Genomic DNA, 17,716 nt, shown 5'->3' with positions numbered 1-17,716 from the left:
TAATGCATTTCATATATTTATAATGACTACAGATCCAATAGCTGATTATCTTACGAGGATCAGGAATGCAATTGCTGCTGGGCATAAGGTAGTGGAGATCCCGGCTTCTAAAATAAAAGTTCGGTTAACGGAGATATTGCAAGAAAAAGGTTATATATACAAGCATAAAGTTTATACGAATCCGGGCAAGGTTTCTTCCGTTATAAAAGTGCTATTAAAATACGATAGGCAAACAAAGGCAGCTGCCATTGTAAAATTAAAGCGCATTAGCAAGCCTGGGTTGCGTAAATATGCTACCATAGCTACTATGCCTAGTGTAATCAATGGATTAGGAATTGCCATATTGTCTACTTCCAAAGGCATCCTATCGGATAAAGAAGCGCGTAAGATGCATGTAGGGGGGGAAGTGCTTTGTTATGTGTACTAAACTTGAGTAAAAATGGCGAGGATAGGTAAAAAACCCATTCCTTTACCTCAGGACGTTGAGGTAGTACCCAAGGAGGGAGGGATGGTGCAGGTTAGCGGTAAAAAGGGCGTATTGCAGCAGTGGATAGATCCTACTATTGGTGTGCAAGTAGAAGCGGGCATGGTTCGGGTATTCCCTGTAGGAGAAGGTGGAACGAAACATTGTAATGCTTTACATGGCCTATATAGGGCGTTGCTCCACAATATGGTTATAGGGGTAAGTATGGGATTTAAGCATACCTTAGAATTGGTTGGGGTTGGATATAGGGCTAATTTACAGGGTAATTTATTAGAATTAAGTTTGGGGTATTCCCATGATATTGTTTTTGAATTGCCAGAAGAAATAGCAGCTACTACGGAAGTAGCTAAAGGAAAGAATCCTTTGATTCATTTAGAATCTATTGATAAGCAGTTACTTGGTCAAGTTTCTGCTAAAATTCGTTCCCTACGTAAAGTAGAGCCTTATAAAGGGAAAGGTATTCGATTTTTAGGGGAGCGCGTGCGGCGCAAAGCTGGTAAGTCTACTAAAAAATAATAGGGATGCCTTGTACGGTTTTAGGTTGGTATAGCTGTTAGCTCTGTTTTAGGTTATTCAGTAGAGGGTAAGGGAGCTTGTCAGGTAGCGCTTTACAGCTTATATAATGTAGCCATGGTGTTGCGCAGAAGTTATTTTAGTTTATCTGTATATGAAGAAAATAGTAAATAGTAAGGTAGCACGAAGGTGGCGCGTACGGCAGCGCATTAGGAAGCATTTAGCTGGTACGTTGGAACGACCTCGGCTCTCGATATTTAAGAGCAATACAAATATATATGTACAGCTTATTGATGATGTGCAAGGACATACGTTGTTGGCTTCCTCTCTTCAGCAATTAAAGCTGAAGCAGAATAATGTTGCTGCTGCGTTGGCATTAGGGCGGTTTATTGCAGAGCAGGCCATAGCCAAAGGTATTGCAACGGTTGTATTGGATCGTTCTGGTTATATTTACCATGGGAAGGTACGAGCAATTGCGGAAGGTGCTCGGGAGAAAGGTCTTAAATTTTAGTCATAATGATAGTAAGTGGGAACAAGCTCAAGGCTAGTGACTATAACCTTGAGGAGCGTGTGGTAGCCACCCATCGTGTTACCAAAGTAGTAGAGGGGGGGCGTCGTTTCAGCTCTTCTGCGGTGGTAGTAGTAGGTAACGGCAATGGGGTAGTGGGGTATGGGCTGGGCAAAGCAAAGGAATTAACGGATGCCATTGCCAAAGGAGTGGAAGAAGCCAAGCGCAATCTGATTAAGATTCCTATTTTACGTGGAACAATTCCACATGATGCAATAGGGAAGTATGGTGGGGGAAGGGTTTTGATTAAACCGGCTGCTTCCGGTACAGGTGTTATTGCAGGGGGTGGTGTGCGCATTGTGCTGGAGAGTGTAGGCATTAAAAATGTGCTATCCAAGTCGCAAGGTTCTTCTAATGCACATAACGTAGTTAAGGCAACTTTTGATGCTTTAGTACAATTGCGGGATCCTTTAACCATAGCAAAGCAGCGGGGTATCACGTTAGAGCAATTATTTAATGGGTAAAGCTGGATGTTATGCAGAAAATTAAAATTACGCAGGTGCGTAGCCTCATCAAGCGTCCTAAATCCCAAAAGGATACAATGAAAGCGCTTGGATTAGGTCGAATGGCTAGGTGTGTAGAGCACAATGCCACGCCTCAGCTATTAGGTATGGTAAAAAAAATTAACCATTTGGTTGTGGTAGAGTTTATAAATTAAATTACTTGTTTATGGAATTACATACGCTACAGCCTGCATTAGGGTCCTTCAAGTGCAAGAAACGGATAGGCAGAGGGCAAGGTTCGGGCAAAGGGGGAACGGCTACGCGTGGTTGTAAGGGAGCTCAGTCGAGAACTGGTTATAAAAGAAAATTCGGTTTTGAGGGAGGGCAGCAGCCCTTACAAAGACGTTTGCCCAAGTATGGGTTTCAATGCCCTAACAGAAAGCTATTTACACCTTTAAATCTTTCTACGTTGCAGGCATTAGTCGAAAAGTATAACGTTTCTTGCATAGATTCTATCTTTTTACGTAAGCATAGGATAATCGGTAGGCAGGAGAAATATAAGATTTTGGGAGATGGTTCCTTAACGGTTAAGCTTTCAGTTACAGCGCACCGTTGTTCCGTTTCTGCTTTGCAAGCCATTCGTCATATTGGTGGAGAAGTTGTTATATTACCTATATATGAATAAGTTGTTTCAAACCATTAAGGACATATACCAGATAAAGGAGCTAAGGGTCCGAGTAAGGAATACGTTTTTCTTTTTGTTATTTTTTCGTGCAGGCACAGTTGTTGTGTTACCTGGGATAAATATGGAACGCCTTTCTAGCAATGTCAAAGGTATGCTAGGATTGTTAGATAGTTTCTTAGGTTCTTCCTTTAGTAAAGCCTCTGTATTTGCGCTTGGTGTGGCCCCCTATATTTCTGCTTCTATTGTAATGCATCTGTTGGCTATTGCTTGGCCTAAGGTTCAAAAAATACAACGAGAAGGGGAGGTAGGACGGCGTAGAATCGCACAGATTACCCGGAAGCTTACTATTTTTATTGCTATTTTTCAGTCTTTCCAATACATACTGTTTACTTCTAGGGAGGGGGTTGTAGCCATTAATCAGACACTTTTTATGGTTATGGCTATCATTATTTTAACGGCGGGAACGCTGTTTTGTATGTGGATAGGAGAGCAGCTTACAGATAGAGGGATTGGAAATGGTGTTACCATGCTCATTATGGTAGGTATTGTATCTTCTTTCCCGGCTGCTTTGTATGAAGAAGCGCGGTTTCGAGGTAGCAAAGGCATGTTTGTATTTATGTTAGAGCTGTTGCTGTTGTTTTTTATACTGGTTGTAGTAGTTGCTTTTACGCAGGCTACGCGTAAGGTTCCCATTCAGTATGCTAAACAACTAAGCAGTAGTACCGTATATGGCGGGCAGCGTCAATATTTGCCCTTTAAATTAAATAGCGTAGGCGTGATGCCTATTATATTTGCCAATATGTTGGTTTTCCTTGTTACGCTTTTGTTGCGCATCAAATGGCTAGGGGGTAAATTTGCATGGCTTATGGATATAAGCAATAAGCTACAGGATGCTACAAGCTGGCTGTATAATGTTTTATTTGGCTTGTTGATTATTCTTTTTACTTTCTTTTATACGGCTTTTACAGTTAATCCTGTGCAGATAGCAGAGGATATGAAGCGGAATGGTAGTTTTATTCCAGGTATTGCCTCTGGGAATGCTACGGCTTGTTTTTTGGATAATGTGCTGGAGCGCATAACTTTTTATAGTGCTATCTTTTTAGCTGTGATTGCGGTGCTTCCGCTTTTTGCCCGTATGGCTGGCTTAAGTCCGAATTTTTCGCAATTTTATGGAGGATCTGCCCTACTAATCATGGTTGGTTCCATGTTAGAGATTATCCAACAAATGGAAAGCTATTTGTTGATGCGTCGATATGAGTTGATCATCAATAAAGGAGCTAGGATTAGATGATTCCTAAGCGTAAATGGATTTTTAGTTTTATGCATTTAAATATATTTTTAGTATATTTAGTAGCTGCCGGATAAACCTAAAAGCAAACAAGAGGGAGCAAGCAAGAGAGGGAGATAAGCAAGAGAGGGAGCAAGCAAGAGAGGGAGCAAGCAAGAGAGGGAGCAAGCAAGAGAGGGAGCAAGCAAGAGAGGGAGCAAGCAAGAGAGGGAGCAAGCAAGAGAGGGAGCAAGCAAGAGAGGGAGCAAGCAAGAGAGGGAGCAAGCAAGAGAGGGAGCAAGCAAGAGAGGGAGATAAGCAAGAGAGGGAGCAAGCAAGAGAGGGAGCAAGCAAGAGAGGGAGATAAGCAAGAGAGGGAGATAAGGAGAAACAAGCAAAAAGGGGGAGATAAGGAGGATTAGGGGTTAAAGAAGAAGGCAAAAGGGGTGTGTTTGTGGGTTTATTGTTAAGGCTAGGGGAAGCAGGTAAGTGGAGCCCAAAGCCAGTTGAGTGGTTTTGGTAAGATACGATTAGGTAAGGTAAAAGATAATATGGCCAAGATACCTCCGATTGAGCAAGATGGAATAGTACAGGAAGCTTTGCCGAATGCGGTATTCAGGGTTGTGTTAAAGAATGGCCATGTTGTCCGAGCGCATATTTCCGGAAAAATGCGGAAGAATTACATCAGGATATTGCCTGGTGATTCTGTTAGGATGGAGTTAACACCCTATGATTTAACTCAGGCTAGGATCGTACACAGGTATAAGGCAACACAGTAAGGAAACTATATAAGAATTATGAAGGTGAAAGCATCTGTTAGAAAAAGAAGTTCAGATTGCAAGGTGGTACGCAGAAGGGGGGTATTGTTTATCATCAATAAAAAGAACCCTAAGTTTAAACAAAGGCAAGGGTAGCGTATGGTTAGGGTATTAAGTGTAGATATTCCAGGTAACAAAAGAGGTGCGATTGCACTCACCTATATATATGGCATTGGCAGGAGCAGGGCAGATAAGATTCTTGCGGCTGTTCAAATTGATAAGAACCGGTGTGCTTCTACTTGGACAGATGATGACTTAAAAGCTATCCGAGAGGCCATTCGTGGTATATATAAAATAGAGGGTGATTTAAAATCTGAAATTCGTTTAAATATTAAGCGTCTAATAGAAATTAATTGTTATAGAGGCATTAGGCATCGGTTGGGGTTACCTGTTCGGGGTCAACGCACGAGAACCAATGCGCGGACACGTAAAGGGAAACCAAAGACTATTGCAAACAAAAAGAAAGCCACTAAGTAAGTTTAAGGCATAGAGCAATTCTACGGCAAGTTACATATGAAGCATACGGCGAAAAATAAGATTAAGAAACGAGTAGTAAAGGTTAGCAGGGAGGGGCAAGCACACATTCAAGCGACCTTTAACAATCTCATCATTTCGATTACGAATGAATTGGGTCAAGTAATTGCTTGGTCTTCTTCTGGTAAGATGGGTTTTAAGGGATCTAAAAAAAATACGCCTTATGCTGCGCAAATAGCATCTGCCAGCTGCGCGAAGGAAGCATATGCGTGTGGGTTGCGGCGTGTGGATGTTTTTGTTAAGGGGCCAGGCATTGGACGAGAATCAGCTATTCGTGCATTGCAAGATAATAGCTTAGAAGTTATTTCTATTAAAGATGTTACGCCTTTGCCGCACAATGGCTGTAGGCCTCCTAAGCGCAGGCGGCCTTAGTGGGAAGCGCGTAGTGTTATGAATATAATGATAGCAATATAATAGAGGGAATTAGCATATGGCGAGGTATCATGGTCCAAGAGCTAGGATCGCAAGAAGATATAATGATCCTATCTTTGGCCTGTCTATTAATAAGGTATTACAAAAGAAGAATTATGCACCTGGGCAGCATGGGAAGGGGCGTAAGAGGCGTTCTCCCTTTGCGCTTCAGTTAATTGAGAAGCAGAAGGCCAAATATACGTATGGTTTGTTGGAGCGCCCATTTTACAATTTATTTGTAAAAGCGGCTAAAAGTAAAGGTATTACAGGTGAAGTAATGCTACAGCGTTTAGAGGCACGCTTGGATAATACGGTTTATAGGTTAGGGATTGCTTCCACACGTAGAGAAGCAAGACAGCTGACAACCCATCGCCATATTACAGTGAATGGCAAGGTAGTTAACATTCCTTCTTATACCTTAAAGCCGGGAGATTTGGTAGGGGTAGCACAGAAGTCGAAGGAAATGGAAGTGATCACTACCAATGTAACGAATCATCCCTCTACTAAATACAATTGGTTGGAGTGGGATGCCCCGTCAATGGTAGGAAAATTTGTTACATTCCCACAGCGTTCTGATATTCCAGAAAAAATTAATGAGCGAAGTATTGTAGAACTTTATTCCAAATAGCGATAGGTTGCGTATTTGATTTCTATTCATTCAATTGTACAAATATAAAGTACCATATGTCATCATTAGCATTGCAAATGCCCGAAAAGGTTTTTGTAGACAAAGTAACGCCTTTTCAGGGTGTGTTTCGCTTTCTTCCCCTCGAGAAAGGGTATGGCACCACTATTGGTAATGCCCTTAGACGTATACTGCTATCTTCCTTAAAAGGATATGCTATTGTTGCGATTAAGATTCCAGGGGTACGCCATGAATTTTCTACACTGGATGGGGTGCGAGAGGACTTAGTGGAGATTATTTTAAACCTGAAGCAGGTCCGATTAAAGAAAATTGCCGAAGAAGGAGAGGATGTCATTTTAGTAAGGGTACATAAAACGGAGTTTCGGGCGGGTGATATTGCCAAAGCAACGCCTTTTTTTGATGTCCTCAATAAAGAGCTATTGATTTGTACCCTGGATGAATCTGAAAGTTTTGATATAGAGTTACATATTGCTAGAAACAGAGGGTATCTTTCAGCAGAAGAGAATAAACCAGAGGGAGACGTTATAGATAGGATCCCCATTGATGCTATTTTTTCTCCTATTGTGAAGGTTGCCTATCAGGTAGAGAATGTACGGGTTGGGCAGCGGACAGATTATGAGCAGTTAACTATGGAAGTAGAGACAGATGGCTCTATTACTCCGGAGGAAAGCATTCGGCAGGCTGCTCAACTTATGATCCAGCATCTTCAGCTGCTATCTGGAGAGAAGATGGCTGTACAGCTGGTAGATCATGCAGAAGCCTCCTTGTTAAACCCAGAAGAGATAGCGATAAAAAAAACCCTCCAAACGCATATTAACGAATTAGATTGTTCCTCTCGTGTGTTAAATTGCCTTAAATCAGCAGGCATAGAGACCTTATCCGATTTAGTAACAGTAAAAGATTTTGATGCCATGAAGTTTAGAAATTTTGGTCGTAAATCACGGGATGAAATCGATGCGCTTTTAGCGGAAAGAAATTTAAAAATTGGTATGGATATTTCTAAGTATCAGTTAGAAAAGTAATAGTAATTTTGCGTATATAATTAGCTTATGTATTATCAATCATGAGGCATAGAAATAAACTAAATCAGTTGGGTCGGCCGGTAGGTCATAGAAAGGCTTTGCTTAGAAATTTAGCTAAGTCGCTTATTATGCATAAGCGTATGGTAACAACTGTAGCAAAAGCAAAGGTATTGCGTCAGTTTATTGAGCCTATTCTATCTAGGGCTAAGCAGGATACCACCCATAGTAGGAGGATGGTTTTTTCTAGTTTTCAGGATAAGGAACCCGTAAAGGAATTGTTCAATCATATTGTTGAAAAGATTGCGCAGCGGCCGGGTGGCTATACGCGTATTATTAAGTTAGGACCTCGTGCAGGAGATTGTGCTGCTATGGCTATGGTAGAATTGGTTGATTATAATACGCTGTATGTTAAAGCTAAAAAAGAAGAAAAACGTACGAAAACTACCAGGCGAAGCAAAAAGAAAAGCAACCTTCCTGTTGCTGTAGATACGGATACACAGGAAATAAATACCGAGAAAGTAGAGGAGGGGGTATAGCTCTGTAAGCAGCTTGCTGTTTGTAAAGGACAGTAAGCTGCCAGTTTAGGCAAGAGCATACAAAAAGCCATTAAAACCTCAAACGAAAAAACTCTGATAACATGAGCAATGCTCTAAGGAAGTGGGTTCCAGGTAGCCTATACTTAAGCAGTGTTGCGTATAATTCATTTCTTTGAAGTTATCCTTTGTCCTACAAAAACCGGCTTCCCATTTCATCATTTTATTCCTTCAATCCAAAATGAGCCAATTGGGATTCCCTTACGTAAGAAAGAGCGCTCCCAACTTGTGCTACAAGACTACAGCTAGTTAGTATCCGCGGAAAAATCAGAGTCGACTACCCCTGTACGGAAGTTGTAAGGCGCTTCCCACAAAATTTTGCACCTATGCTTTCTCCTTCAGTTAACTGTTATAGTTTTTAAGGCTATATTGTATAATATATAAAAGAAAAAGAGGCGGGGAAAAGAACCATAAGAAAGTTATAGGTTGAGCGTTTATTTATGCAAGGCAGAGATCATATCCTACGCATTATAGGGAAAATAAGAAAAGTATTGGTAGATTTCTATTGTGTAGTAACCTTTTTTTTTATTATATGGATGTATTTTCTGGATGATCAAAATATTTGTGCACAATATAACGTATACAAGCAATGTAAAAAGTTAGAGAGAGAGCACATCTATTATACTACGCATATTCAAAAAATAAAAGAAGAAACCAAAGCCTTGCTTCAAGAGGAGGAACGCTTAGAGCAACTAGCACGTGAAAAATATTATATGAAGAAAAAGCAAGAAGATCTGTATGTTATTATTCGGGATTAAAGATTTTTTATATAAAATAGGAATATTTCCTAGTTAGTTGTTGCATATTAGCTGGATACCCCCTAAAATAGGGGAAGGAAGAGTTTATAGGTTACATAGCTAAAAAATTTGGCTCTTTAGTAAGAGATAAGTGTTAAGATACTATTTTGGGTTTGTTATATAACATTTTTATTTATGAGCAATAGGAAACAATTATTCAGGGTGGGATTGCAATGGATCATTGTAATAGCCATGGCACATAAGGTTGCAGTAGGCCATGCGGCAAAAGCGCCCATTAAAGTGCTGGATATTGCTTTAGTGAGTGATATTCGAAGTTTAGATCCAGCTACAGCAGTGCAAAGAGAGGCCTCTCAGGCTTTGGCACAGATATATGAAGGGCTGTTAGCCTATGATGCCGAGCATCCCTATAGCAAATTGGTAGCTAATATAGCAGCTGAGATGCCGCTTATTTCTAGTGATAAGTTGGAGTATACTTTTAGGATTCAGCCCGGTATACGGTTTCAGGATGATCCTTGTTTTCTTAATAAAAAAGGAAGAGAGTTGACGGCAGAGGATATCGCTTATACCTTAAAGCGTATAGCGCATGTTCAGACGAATGCAAGTGGGTTTTCCTATATTAAAGGTAAAATCAAAGGATTGGATCAATGGCGCGAAACCTATCAGCGAGGGGTAGCATCGGATTATGAGCAGGATATAGAAGGGTTAAAGCTAATAGATAGGTATACGATTCAAATTAAATTAAGGGAGCCCTCTCCTTTATTTTTAAGTTATTGGGCGATGCCTTCTTTTTATATAGTAGCTAAGGAAGCTGTGAACCATTATGGTCGTAACATTAGTCAGCATCCAGTGGGAACAGGTCCTTTTATATTAAAGAGTTGGTTTAGTGGGAAAAAGTTAATTCTTGAGAAGAATCCTAATTTTCGGTTAAGGTATTTGTCAAGCACTTCCCGGAAGCTTCCCTTGGTAGATAGGGTAGTCATACACATCCTACCAAAGGCATTGGCGTGGGATAGCTTTAAAAAAAGAGCCGTTGATCTATTGCCCATTACAGATCTCCCCCATGTATGTAAGCAAGTAACAGAGGCAGGTCAATTAAAGCCTGTGGTAGAAGGTGCAGGGGTACATTTGTGTAAGCTGCCAAGCGTAATGGGTAATTATTATGTTTTTAACTGTGAGGCTTTTCCATTTAAGGGTAACCCAAAGTTAAGGCAAGCTATTGCTATGGCTTTTAATAGAGAGGAGTTTCGTAAAGCGTTTTACCACGGCTTAGCGGATCTACCAGAATCGATTATTCCAGTTGGTTTGGATGAGCATGGAAAGGATGATAAAGATTCCCATACCTCTGCTTATACCAATCCCTATGGTAGCTATAATCTAAAAAAGGCGAAAGTCTATTTAGAGGAGTCCGGTTATCCTAATGGAGTGGGGCTGCCTACTATTTCACTAGATATACCGCTTGAGGATAGTCGAGTCATAAGAGGGCAGGCAGAATTTTTTGCCCATTGTATGAAAGATTTAGGGATTCGTGTGCAGATAATCGAACAATCCGATTCTGTATTAAAGCGTAAAATTAACGCAAAGGCAACGATGGTACATGCTATAAAAGTGCCTGTGGCTTATTCAGATCCCATTGCCTTTTTGTCTTTGTTAGGGGATCCAGCGTCCGCTACCTTTTTATTTTCAGATCCTATTTATCCCATACTATATGCCCATGTAGTACGTATGGAAAATACAGCAGAGCGCGTGGCCTTATGTAGGCGATTAAATGAAATGGTAGCAGAGTTGGCACCAGCTATATGGTTGCCACGACCACATCATTTGGTATTGTATCACAATTGGGTAAAAGGCGTTATACCCCATTTTAATTGGGGGGAAGCGCAATATATATCTGTTGATAGGGTAGAAAAGTTAGCAGCTAAAAAAAAGAAAGAACCCATTCCAACAGAGGAGAATGCGTTAATGAAAAAAGCTGTTCATAAGCTAAAATCAGCAGGGAAAACAGCAAGGTCGGGGATGGATCAGACGAAGGAAAAATTAAAAAAACATATGAAATCTATGAAAGAATCAGCCAAACAAACAACCAAGCAAGCAGTAAAGAAAGTTGTAGTAAAAGTAATAATGTACACTATGCCTTCATGCCCCTATTGTATAAATGCAAAAAAGTTCTTAGATCAAAATGTATTAAACTACAAAGGTATACAATATGAAGAAGTGAACGTAACCGAAAATCCAGCGCTATTTGATACACTAAAATCCACATATAATGTTAAAACAGTACCACAAATTTTCATCTTATATGAAGATGGAAGCAAAACACATGTCAATGGGTATAGCGAATTGATTCGCCTTGATGAAATAGAAAAAGCAGCTCAGCAAGTAGAAAAAGAAATGGATAATTGACTCCAATTGGCCAATTAGATGAGTAATTGGCCAATACACTTCCCTTTATTGCCTCATTAATTACATAGGATTCTCTAGTAATTCCATAAAGTAACAAGAAAAAATAAGCTATTGCTTGCTAGAGCTGTTGATGCATTATAATTATTATAGTATTATAAATAAATAAAAAAGAAGCTTCACTTCTAAGGAGAAGCAATGCACTTAAAATAGGAAGACCGATTTATTAAACTTTAGAGGAGGGGACCTATTTAAAAAAAACCAATTGGAAGATTATTTGTGTCTGTTAAATAAAGGGGATTGCAAATCTAGTAGCTTCATGCAACAGCAGTGTTTGGCAGCAGTGCTGTTATAGAGGCATTGGGTTCGGTTCTTTTATATTTTAGCCAGTACGGTAATACCCCCCTTTATTTTATCGCCGGTGTTTACTTGAATCGTAGCATCTATAGGCAAGTAAACCTCTGCTCTAGATCCGAATTTAATAAAGCCACATTTTTCGCCTTGTTGTACCATTTCTCCCTCTTTAAAATAAAATTTAATGCGGCGGGCTATAAAGCCAGCGATTTGTTTAAAGAGGATTTGCTGTCCATTTTCATTTTCCACTACAATAGTTGTTCTTTCGTTATGGGTACTTGCCTTAGGGTGGAAGGCCACTAAATATTTACCCGGATGGTATTTGAAGTATACAATTTTGCCGGACATTGGAAATCGATTGACATGCACATTAAAGGGAGACATAAAAATGCTTATCCTAATGCGTTCTTCCTTTAAGTATTCCCCCTCATATACCCGTTCAATACGCAGGACCTTACCATCAGCAGGACCTAATATATATTGATCCTGTTGATGAATAATACGGTAAGGATCCCTAAAAAAATAGATCAACCAAAGGTATAGGGTAGCGCTTAGCATAGCACAGCCGATGGATTGGTAGTAGCTAAGCGCTACTTTTTTGTGAATAATATAGTAAATGAGGCATAATACAACAGGTGTCCATAGTAAGATACTTTTTCCTTCTTTATGAATTTTCATATGTTAAAAACAATGGTTCAATTCAGAACTCTATTAAGCCCACAGGGCACTGATGTGTAAAAACGCGACCACAGTAGGTACTGTTAGCAATAAGCTATCTATGCGATCTAGGAATCCGCCATGGCCTGGGATAGTACTACCACTATGCTTAACGGCCACGCTTCTTTTTAGCAGGGAAGCTACCAAATCACCGTAGGTTCCTGTGAAGATAGTCAGAACGGCAATAGCCATCCATTGCCAGGGCGCTATAATAGACAAATGCAACACGTATGGGATGCTATAACCTGCGATAAGTGCGCATATTCCCCCTCCTATGCTACCCTCCCAAGTTTTATTGGGAGAGATACGCTCAAAAAGTTTTCTTTTGCCTATAGTAGATCCCACAAAATAGGCTCCTATATCCTGGCTCCAGACAATAAGCAGTAGGCCTACTATAAGCTCATAGGAATAAGTTCCCTTGAAAAAAGCCAGCTGATGCAACATACTACAGGGAAACGCTATGTATAAAACAGCCAGAAGTGTCACAGCCATATCTAAAAAAGGATTAGAAAACCTGCGCCTATAGAGGGCAATAATAGGCAGACATACCAGCAGCAGTAGCGCTGCATAACCCAACAATGGAGATAAATGGTCCTGCACATAGTAAGCAAAAGTTGCCGTATAGCATAGCAAGCCAAATAAAATACCGTATAAACGCATAGGTGTAACATATGCCTGTTTAATTAATTTATAAAATTCTAGCATAGTCAGCAGCACTACATAAAAGAAAAGAAAAAAATAGCTCCAAGGAGACCATACAAGCGCAAAAAGAATCAATGGGGTGAGGAAGATAGCAGAAATAAAGCGTTGGATGAAATTGCTGTGCGTGCTTAACATATAATATATAGGATAGTTATTCAATAAATATGTCTTTGGAGTGTAGGCGAGCCTAGCCTAGGCATAGTGGCCCCATTCCCCCCCCTCTCTTGCAATGATATAAAAAACTATAGGAAAGAAAAAATATGCTTTTTCCTTTTTCAAGCGTTGTGGCTTTATTAGGTGTAGGAGCCATAGCGAGAAGGGAGGAGGGTGTTTAGTGCATGAGGGCAGGCTAGCTTGTCTCCAACCAATTAGGACCCAGGTGGCAATTTACCTTAATAGGCACATGGGCCAATGGCAATGCCTCCGCCATAAGGGAAGGTATCTGCTGCTGTAAGGAAGGCACTTCCTCTAGGGGCACATTAAAAACCAACTCATCATGTACCTGCATAATCATTTGTGTGCGGAGAGCATGGCTTTGTAGCCAATGGTAGATGTTAATCATAGCCAATTTAATCATTTCTGCAGCACTACCCTGAATCACTGTATTGATGACACTGCGCTTGGCAGTGTTGCGCAAAATAGCATTGCGGGAGTGAATATCCGGAAAAAAACGTTTCCTTCCCAATAAGGTAGTTACGTAGCCTTTTTCTTCTGCGGAGGCAATCGTTTGGTCTATATAGGATTTAATACCTGGAAACTCAGCAAAGTAAGTTTCCATCCATTGGGCAGCTTCTTTAGGGGATATAGCATCCATGCGTTGGGCCAGACCAAAAGCAGAAATACCATAGAGGATGCCAAAGTTAGCCGTTTTAGCTTTTCTGCGCATGCTGTTATCCACTGCTGTGGTAGCTACTTTAAAGAGCTTACTAGCTGTAATTTGATGGATGTCTTGATCCTGTTGAAAAGCTTGTAGCATCGTTGCATCTTGGGAACAAGCAGCCATAATGCGCAATTCTATTTGGGAGTAGTCAGCAGAAAATAATAAATCTCCTTTATTATGAGGTATAAAAGCCCTCCTTAATTCCCTTCCCTGTTTAGTTTTAATAGGTATATTTTGCAGGTTAGGGTTAGTAGCGCTTAGTCTCCCTGTAACAACAGTAGCTTGTTGGTAGGAGGTATGCAGCCGTTGATCTAGGGGATGCAAGAGAGTAGGCAATACTTCTACGTAGGTAGAGCGGAGTTTTTGTAGGGAGCGGTAGGACCGAATAGCTGATGCAATGGGTGCGGTAAGTTTTTCTAATATTTTTTCTCCTGTGGCGTAGTGGCCTTTCTTGGTTTTAAGTGGATTGGTAGGAAGGGCTAATTGCTCAAATAATACGTTACCCAGCTGCTTAGGAGAATCAATATTAAAAGAGCAGCCTGCTAAGGCATAGATCTCTGCTTGTAACTTTTTCAACTTATCTTGCAATTGTGTGCTTAAGCTATGTAAGAAGGGGACATCAATGGCAACGCCTGCTAGCTCCATAGCTGCCAATATGGGTATCAACGGCATTTCCACCTGATAGAATAGGTCAGCTTCTGCTGCTAGGGCAAGGGCAAGCTTTTCATGCAGCTGTAAGAGGTAGGCGGCGTTTGTGCCACTAGTAGCAGCAGACACCGCAGGAGAAGATGCTTTGGAAGGCTGATTAGGCGTATAATGTAAATATCTTGTTAGTAGGTCAGCTAGCTGCTTTTTCCCATCTGCTGCCAGCAAAGCATGGGCAATAAGAGTATCAAAGAAAGGAGTTGCCAAAGCAAGCCCATGCTGATGCAAAACGATCAGTTTATATTTAATGTCATGGCTTATTTTAAGCAGTTGCGTTTGGCCTAGTAGTGGTTGAAGCAGTTGTATAAAAGGTTTTCGATCGTTTGCATCCGTAGGGAGCGGCACATAGTAAGCTTCACCCGGTTTATAGGAAAAGGCAATGCCTAATAGGGGAGCTGTATAGGGATCTGAGGATGCGTGGGTAGCTATGTCAAATGCCCATACGTTGGCTTGCTGCAGCGTTTGTACTAGGGTTTGACAGTCGGATAGGGTTTCGATCGTTTGGTAGTGGTGAGGAGGCGCATTATTTCCCGCTTCTAAAGAAGCATTGCCTCCCGCTTGCCAAGCAGTCCCCAATAACCTTTTGCTGAATTGTTTCAATTCCAGTTGCGTTAAAAGTGGCTCTAATGCAGTTTGGCTGGGTAGTTGGTACGTACAGCTGTTGAGATCTAAAGTAACTGGTATATCTGTACAAATGGTAGCCAATTGCTTGGATAGTTTACCTTGATCGGCATATTGTTCCAGGGTGGTTTTTAATTTATCTGTGAGTTGGTTTGTATTTTCTAATAAATTTTCTAACGTTTCGAATCTTGCTATGAGTTTTTGAGCCGTTATTCTTCCAATAGAAGGGATTCCCGGGATAGCATCTGTAGGATCCCCTTCCAGTGCTAAGATGTCACATACTTGGGTAGGCTTGCTGATACCCCATTGGGCTAAAACTTCTTTCTCCCCTAATATTACCGCTTTTTGACCATGTTGTGTAGGTTTGTACAGGGAGACATTTTTCCCTACGAGCTGGGCTAGGTCTTTATCCATAGACATCAAATAGGTAGAACAATCCAAGGCAGCTGCTTGTTTCGCTAGGCTACCCATTAGATCATCCGCCTCATAACCATTGTATTCCATCCATAGGATACCCCATGCAGTTAAGAGCTGTTGAATGTAAGGAATGGCTATGGATATAGCTTCTGGTTGAGCCTGGCGATGGGCTTTGTAAGCAGGAAACCAGCGGTGTCGAAAAGTTTTTTCTTTGGAATCAAAAGTTACTATTATATGGGTTGGTTTTTCCTTTTGAATCATCTCTAGCAATGTATTAACAAAACCAACTATGGCGCCTGTTGGGATGCCTGCTGCTGTTACCATAGCAGCCTTAGCAAGGGCAAAATAGGCCCTATAAATAAGCGATAACCCATCTAGTAAAAAAAGTTTTGGTGTGGAAAATAGATTCATTATTTGCAAATAAATATATAAATTGGCATTAAAGCTAACCCAATAGCGGAACCTTGCGGTATATTTTAAATGTATGCGTTTTTTTTGTTAAAAAGGGCAAAACCCTTACGTAAAGGCGCTAAGTGGGAAGCGCATGTAGAGAAAAGGGATTTTTCTTCTATGAGAAGCTTACAAGACTTTTAAATAAGGCATAAACCATAACACTATAATAATTAACTAAAATGTATCAAAATAGGCAACAGGTAAATTTAAAAAAAGGTATGGTATATGTATGGTTTCTTTTTACAGTAGTGTTTGCAGGTGGTTGTGGGGAGGAATTTGGGAAAGCCGAAGAAAGCAGAGCAATAGCAGTAAAGAGTGACATAGCGAAACGCGTAGCAGCAGCGGTAGAAGCAGATCCATTAATAGTAAAAATAAAAGCGGCGTTAGCAAAGAGAGCAGCGGAAGTAGCAGCAAGTAAGACAGCAGCGGTAGAAGCAGATCCAGCAACAGCAAAAATAAAAGCGGAACTAGCAAAAAGAGCAGCGGAAGTAACCGCAAGGGAGGCAGAAAAAATAGCAATGGTAATAACAAGGCAAAGTGTAATAAGAGCAACAATAGCAGTGGTAAAAAGAATAAGAAAAGCAAACCCAAACGAAGTAACAAGTAAAGTAGTAACGAAAATAGAAGCAGCTGCTAAAAGAAACATAGAAGGGAATCATGTATGTGAACAAGCTTCTGTAATATGTGGCACATGGTCAGGAGGTATCGTATTCGAAGCATTTGAGCAAACAATAAAAGCAATAATAGAAGCCGATCCAAAAATAGCAAAAAGGAAAGAAGCAATAGCAAAGGAAGTAAAAGAAAAAGCAGAAGACGCAGAAAAGAGCGTACGTAAAGTAATAAAAGAAGAAATGGTAGGAGCAGCATTAAGAAAAATAGTAGAAGCAGCAGGAGGAGGAATAAAGGAAAAAGTGCTAAGGGAAGTAGTGAAAGAATTAGAAACGGACGTAGATGGTCAAAAAATGGCAGCAGACGCAATAGTAGAAGCAGCCATGGGCAATCCAGTACCTGTAAAAGCAAGGAGTGCAGCAGCAGCGGAAGGCGTATGGAAGGATATAGATAGCTGGCTCGATAGCAAGAGGGGAACGCTATAGAGGAAACGTTAATAGCGCAAAGGTAGCTGGGTATAAAGGTAGGAAGAGCGGTAGCTAAAACAGTAGTATGGCAGCGGAAGGTAGGATTATAGCCATAGATTATGGGCTTAAGCGGGTAGGTCTTGCCGCAACAGATCCGCTGCAGCTTATTGCGGCTCCCTTGTTAGCATTGCCCGCTGCTGCTTTGATTCCCTTTCTAGAAGACTATTTACAAAAAGAAGCAGTTGCTACCTTTGTTATAGGCATGCCCAGGAGATCAGATGGCAAACCTTCTGTCATGGGTAGCGCAGTAGCAGGTGTGGCTGTCCAATTGCAGCAGCGCTTTCCCCAGCAACAGTATTATTACCAAGAGGAGCGTTTTACTTCTAAGTTAGCTGCAAAAGCACTTTATCAAGCCGGCTACCGTAAGAAAGATAGACAAAATAAAGGCAATATAGATACCATGAGTGCAGCCATCATATTGCAGTCTTTCTTGTATGGTATCGGGCAGCAACAGCTGGATACGTTTGTTAAAGCATAGCGTAATGTTCCCCTACCAATAGGTATCAGCGGATTTCCCATCTAAAGATAAATCCATTGTTCTAATAAATAAATAGTAGCTTACCGCTGTGCCGTTTCCCATAAGTACAGAGCG

At 40.8% G+C, this 17,716-nt stretch carries 22 protein-coding genes; 18 read left to right on the top strand and 4 right to left on the bottom strand.

The window, feature by feature from the left end:
- Positions 1-22 precede the first annotated feature (22 nt).
- The 7 genes from rpsH (at position 23) to secY (ending at position 3,984) form a co-directional block, all read left to right on the top strand.
- Positions 23-427: a 30S ribosomal protein S8 gene (rpsH, locus tag DK880_RS02080; RefSeq protein ID WP_109997176.1), complete on the top strand. Its 405-nt coding sequence runs from the start codon at positions 23-25 to the stop codon at positions 425-427.
- Positions 428-439: 12 nt separating this feature from the next.
- A complete protein-coding gene (rplF, locus tag DK880_RS02075) occupies positions 440-1,000 on the top strand; it encodes a 50S ribosomal protein L6 (RefSeq protein ID WP_109997175.1) in 561 nt (186 codons plus the stop codon).
- 160 nt (positions 1,001-1,160) lie between these two features.
- Positions 1,161-1,508 (top strand): 50S ribosomal protein L18, encoded by a 348-nt coding sequence (rplR, locus tag DK880_RS02070; RefSeq protein WP_109997700.1) that lies wholly within the window; start codon positions 1,161-1,163, stop codon positions 1,506-1,508.
- A gap of 5 nt (positions 1,509-1,513) precedes the next feature.
- On the top strand, positions 1,514-2,029 hold the full coding sequence (gene rpsE, locus DK880_RS02065; RefSeq protein WP_109997174.1) for a 30S ribosomal protein S5: 516 nt from the start codon (positions 1,514-1,516) through the stop codon (positions 2,027-2,029).
- 11 nt (positions 2,030-2,040) lie between these two features.
- A complete protein-coding gene (rpmD, locus tag DK880_RS02060; protein WP_109997173.1) occupies positions 2,041-2,223 on the top strand; it encodes a 50S ribosomal protein L30 in 183 nt (60 codons plus the stop codon).
- A gap of 11 nt (positions 2,224-2,234) precedes the next feature.
- On the top strand, positions 2,235-2,693 hold the full coding sequence (gene rplO, locus DK880_RS02055; RefSeq protein WP_109997172.1) for a 50S ribosomal protein L15: 459 nt from the start codon (positions 2,235-2,237) through the stop codon (positions 2,691-2,693).
- Entirely contained in the window at positions 2,686-3,984 is a 1,299-nt protein-coding gene (gene secY, locus DK880_RS02050; protein ID WP_109997171.1) for a preprotein translocase subunit SecY, read from the top strand. The genes rplO and secY overlap by 8 nt, the downstream gene beginning before the upstream one ends.
- 27 nt (positions 3,985-4,011) lie before the next feature.
- Here the strand turns inward: secY and DK880_RS05165 are convergent, their stop codons facing one another.
- The gene (locus DK880_RS05165; protein ID WP_162534116.1) at positions 4,012-4,401 is read right to left on the bottom strand and encodes a hypothetical protein; all 390 of its coding nucleotides are present in this window, start codon (positions 4,399-4,401) and stop codon (positions 4,012-4,014) included.
- Between the two features lie 110 nt (positions 4,402-4,511).
- On the opposite strand from DK880_RS05165, the gene infA reads away from it, so the two are divergent.
- The 9 genes from infA to DK880_RS02000 all read left to right on the top strand — a co-directional run bounded on the left by infA (position 4,512) and on the right by DK880_RS02000 (position 11,142).
- Positions 4,512-4,739 carry a translation initiation factor IF-1 gene (gene infA / locus DK880_RS02040; RefSeq protein ID WP_109997170.1) on the top strand — a complete coding sequence of 76 codons (228 nt, stop codon included), beginning with the start codon at positions 4,512-4,514 and terminating at the stop codon, positions 4,737-4,739.
- A gap of 18 nt (positions 4,740-4,757) precedes the next feature.
- Positions 4,758-4,874, top strand: a complete 117-nt coding sequence (rpmJ, locus tag DK880_RS02035) for a 50S ribosomal protein L36 (protein WP_109997169.1) — start codon at positions 4,758-4,760, stop codon at positions 4,872-4,874.
- 3 nt (positions 4,875-4,877) lie between these two features.
- A complete protein-coding gene (gene rpsM, locus DK880_RS02030) occupies positions 4,878-5,255 on the top strand; it encodes a 30S ribosomal protein S13 (RefSeq protein ID WP_109997168.1) in 378 nt (125 codons plus the stop codon).
- A 36-nt stretch (positions 5,256-5,291) separates the two neighbouring features.
- A complete protein-coding gene (gene rpsK, locus DK880_RS02025) occupies positions 5,292-5,684 on the top strand; it encodes a 30S ribosomal protein S11 (RefSeq protein WP_109997167.1) in 393 nt (130 codons plus the stop codon).
- Between the two features lie 58 nt (positions 5,685-5,742).
- Positions 5,743-6,351 (top strand): 30S ribosomal protein S4, encoded by a 609-nt coding sequence (gene rpsD, locus DK880_RS02020; protein WP_109997166.1) that lies wholly within the window; start codon positions 5,743-5,745, stop codon positions 6,349-6,351.
- Between the two features lie 56 nt (positions 6,352-6,407).
- Positions 6,408-7,391, top strand: a complete 984-nt coding sequence (locus DK880_RS02015; protein WP_109997165.1) for a DNA-directed RNA polymerase subunit alpha — start codon at positions 6,408-6,410, stop codon at positions 7,389-7,391.
- A gap of 41 nt (positions 7,392-7,432) precedes the next feature.
- Positions 7,433-7,927, top strand: a complete 495-nt coding sequence (gene rplQ, locus DK880_RS02010) for a 50S ribosomal protein L17 (protein ID WP_109997164.1) — start codon at positions 7,433-7,435, stop codon at positions 7,925-7,927.
- 497 nt (positions 7,928-8,424) lie between these two features.
- Positions 8,425-8,742, top strand: coding sequence for an FtsB family cell division protein (locus tag DK880_RS02005; protein WP_109997163.1), 318 nt, complete (start codon positions 8,425-8,427; stop codon positions 8,740-8,742).
- Between the two features lie 231 nt (positions 8,743-8,973).
- Positions 8,974-11,142, top strand: coding sequence for an ABC transporter substrate-binding protein (locus DK880_RS02000; protein ID WP_162534115.1), 2,169 nt, complete (start codon positions 8,974-8,976; stop codon positions 11,140-11,142).
- 372 nt (positions 11,143-11,514) lie between these two features.
- On the opposite strand, the gene DK880_RS01995 is transcribed toward DK880_RS02000, so the two are convergent.
- The 3 genes from DK880_RS01995 to polA all read right to left on the bottom strand — a co-directional run bounded on the left by DK880_RS01995 (position 11,515) and on the right by polA (position 15,946).
- On the bottom strand, positions 11,515-12,171 hold the full coding sequence (locus DK880_RS01995) for a phosphatidylserine decarboxylase family protein (RefSeq protein WP_109997161.1): 657 nt from the start codon (positions 12,169-12,171) through the stop codon (positions 11,515-11,517).
- 33 nt (positions 12,172-12,204) lie between these two features.
- A complete protein-coding gene (locus tag DK880_RS01990; protein WP_109997160.1) occupies positions 12,205-13,047 on the bottom strand; it encodes a phosphatidate cytidylyltransferase in 843 nt (280 codons plus the stop codon).
- Between the two features lie 214 nt (positions 13,048-13,261).
- The gene (polA, locus tag DK880_RS01985) at positions 13,262-15,946 is read right to left on the bottom strand and encodes a DNA polymerase I (protein ID WP_109997159.1); all 2,685 of its coding nucleotides are present in this window, start codon (positions 15,944-15,946) and stop codon (positions 13,262-13,264) included.
- 260 nt (positions 15,947-16,206) lie between these two features.
- On the opposite strand from polA, the gene DK880_RS05160 reads away from it, so the two are divergent.
- Together DK880_RS05160 and ruvX are read left to right on the top strand one after the other, a co-directional pair.
- Positions 16,207-17,082 (top strand): hypothetical protein, encoded by an 876-nt coding sequence (locus DK880_RS05160; protein WP_162534114.1) that lies wholly within the window; start codon positions 16,207-16,209, stop codon positions 17,080-17,082.
- A gap of 67 nt (positions 17,083-17,149) precedes the next feature.
- Positions 17,150-17,602: a Holliday junction resolvase RuvX gene (ruvX, locus tag DK880_RS01965; protein ID WP_109997155.1), complete on the top strand. Its 453-nt coding sequence runs from the start codon at positions 17,150-17,152 to the stop codon at positions 17,600-17,602.
- The last annotated feature ends 114 nt before the right edge of the window (positions 17,603-17,716 follow it).

Source organism: Candidatus Cardinium hertigii (assembly GCF_003176915.1).
Lineage (GTDB): Bacteria > Bacteroidota > Bacteroidia > Cytophagales > Amoebophilaceae > Cardinium > Cardinium hertigii_A.
This window is presented reverse-complemented; position numbering and strand designations above follow the sequence as displayed.

Bases quoted from the DNA above. Each gene is read 5' to 3' on its own strand.
- rpsH (WP_109997176.1), top strand. From the start codon at position 23: ATGACTACAGATCCAATAGCTGATTATCTTACGAGGATCAGGAATGCA.
- rplF (WP_109997175.1), top strand. From the start codon at position 440: ATGGCGAGGATAGGTAAAAAACCCATTCCTTTACCTCAGGACGTTGAG.
- rpsE (WP_109997174.1), top strand. From the start codon at position 1,514: ATGATAGTAAGTGGGAACAAGCTCAAGGCTAGTGACTATAACCTTGAG.
- rpmD (WP_109997173.1), top strand. From the start codon at position 2,041: ATGCAGAAAATTAAAATTACGCAGGTGCGTAGCCTCATCAAGCGTCCT.
- rplO (WP_109997172.1), top strand. From the start codon at position 2,235: ATGGAATTACATACGCTACAGCCTGCATTAGGGTCCTTCAAGTGCAAG.
- secY (WP_109997171.1), top strand. From the start codon at position 2,686: ATGAATAAGTTGTTTCAAACCATTAAGGACATATACCAGATAAAGGAG.
- infA (WP_109997170.1), top strand. From the start codon at position 4,512: ATGGCCAAGATACCTCCGATTGAGCAAGATGGAATAGTACAGGAAGCT.
- rpmJ (WP_109997169.1), top strand. From the start codon at position 4,758: ATGAAGGTGAAAGCATCTGTTAGAAAAAGAAGTTCAGATTGCAAGGTG.
- rpsM (WP_109997168.1), top strand. From the start codon at position 4,878: ATGGTTAGGGTATTAAGTGTAGATATTCCAGGTAACAAAAGAGGTGCG.
- rpsK (WP_109997167.1), top strand. From the start codon at position 5,292: ATGAAGCATACGGCGAAAAATAAGATTAAGAAACGAGTAGTAAAGGTT.
- rpsD (WP_109997166.1), top strand. From the start codon at position 5,743: ATGGCGAGGTATCATGGTCCAAGAGCTAGGATCGCAAGAAGATATAAT.
- DK880_RS02015 (WP_109997165.1), top strand. From the start codon at position 6,408: ATGTCATCATTAGCATTGCAAATGCCCGAAAAGGTTTTTGTAGACAAA.
- rplQ (WP_109997164.1), top strand. From the start codon at position 7,433: ATGAGGCATAGAAATAAACTAAATCAGTTGGGTCGGCCGGTAGGTCAT.
- DK880_RS02005 (WP_109997163.1), top strand. From the start codon at position 8,425: ATGCAAGGCAGAGATCATATCCTACGCATTATAGGGAAAATAAGAAAA.
- DK880_RS02000 (WP_162534115.1), top strand. From the start codon at position 8,974: ATGGCACATAAGGTTGCAGTAGGCCATGCGGCAAAAGCGCCCATTAAA.
- DK880_RS01995 (WP_109997161.1), bottom strand. From the start codon at position 12,171: ATGAAAATTCATAAAGAAGGAAAAAGTATCTTACTATGGACACCTGTT.
- DK880_RS01990 (WP_109997160.1), bottom strand. From the start codon at position 13,047: ATGTTAAGCACGCACAGCAATTTCATCCAACGCTTTATTTCTGCTATC.
- polA (WP_109997159.1), bottom strand. From the start codon at position 15,946: ATGAATCTATTTTCCACACCAAAACTTTTTTTACTAGATGGGTTATCG.
- DK880_RS05160 (WP_162534114.1), top strand. From the start codon at position 16,207: ATGGTATATGTATGGTTTCTTTTTACAGTAGTGTTTGCAGGTGGTTGT.
- ruvX (WP_109997155.1), top strand. From the start codon at position 17,150: ATGGCAGCGGAAGGTAGGATTATAGCCATAGATTATGGGCTTAAGCGG.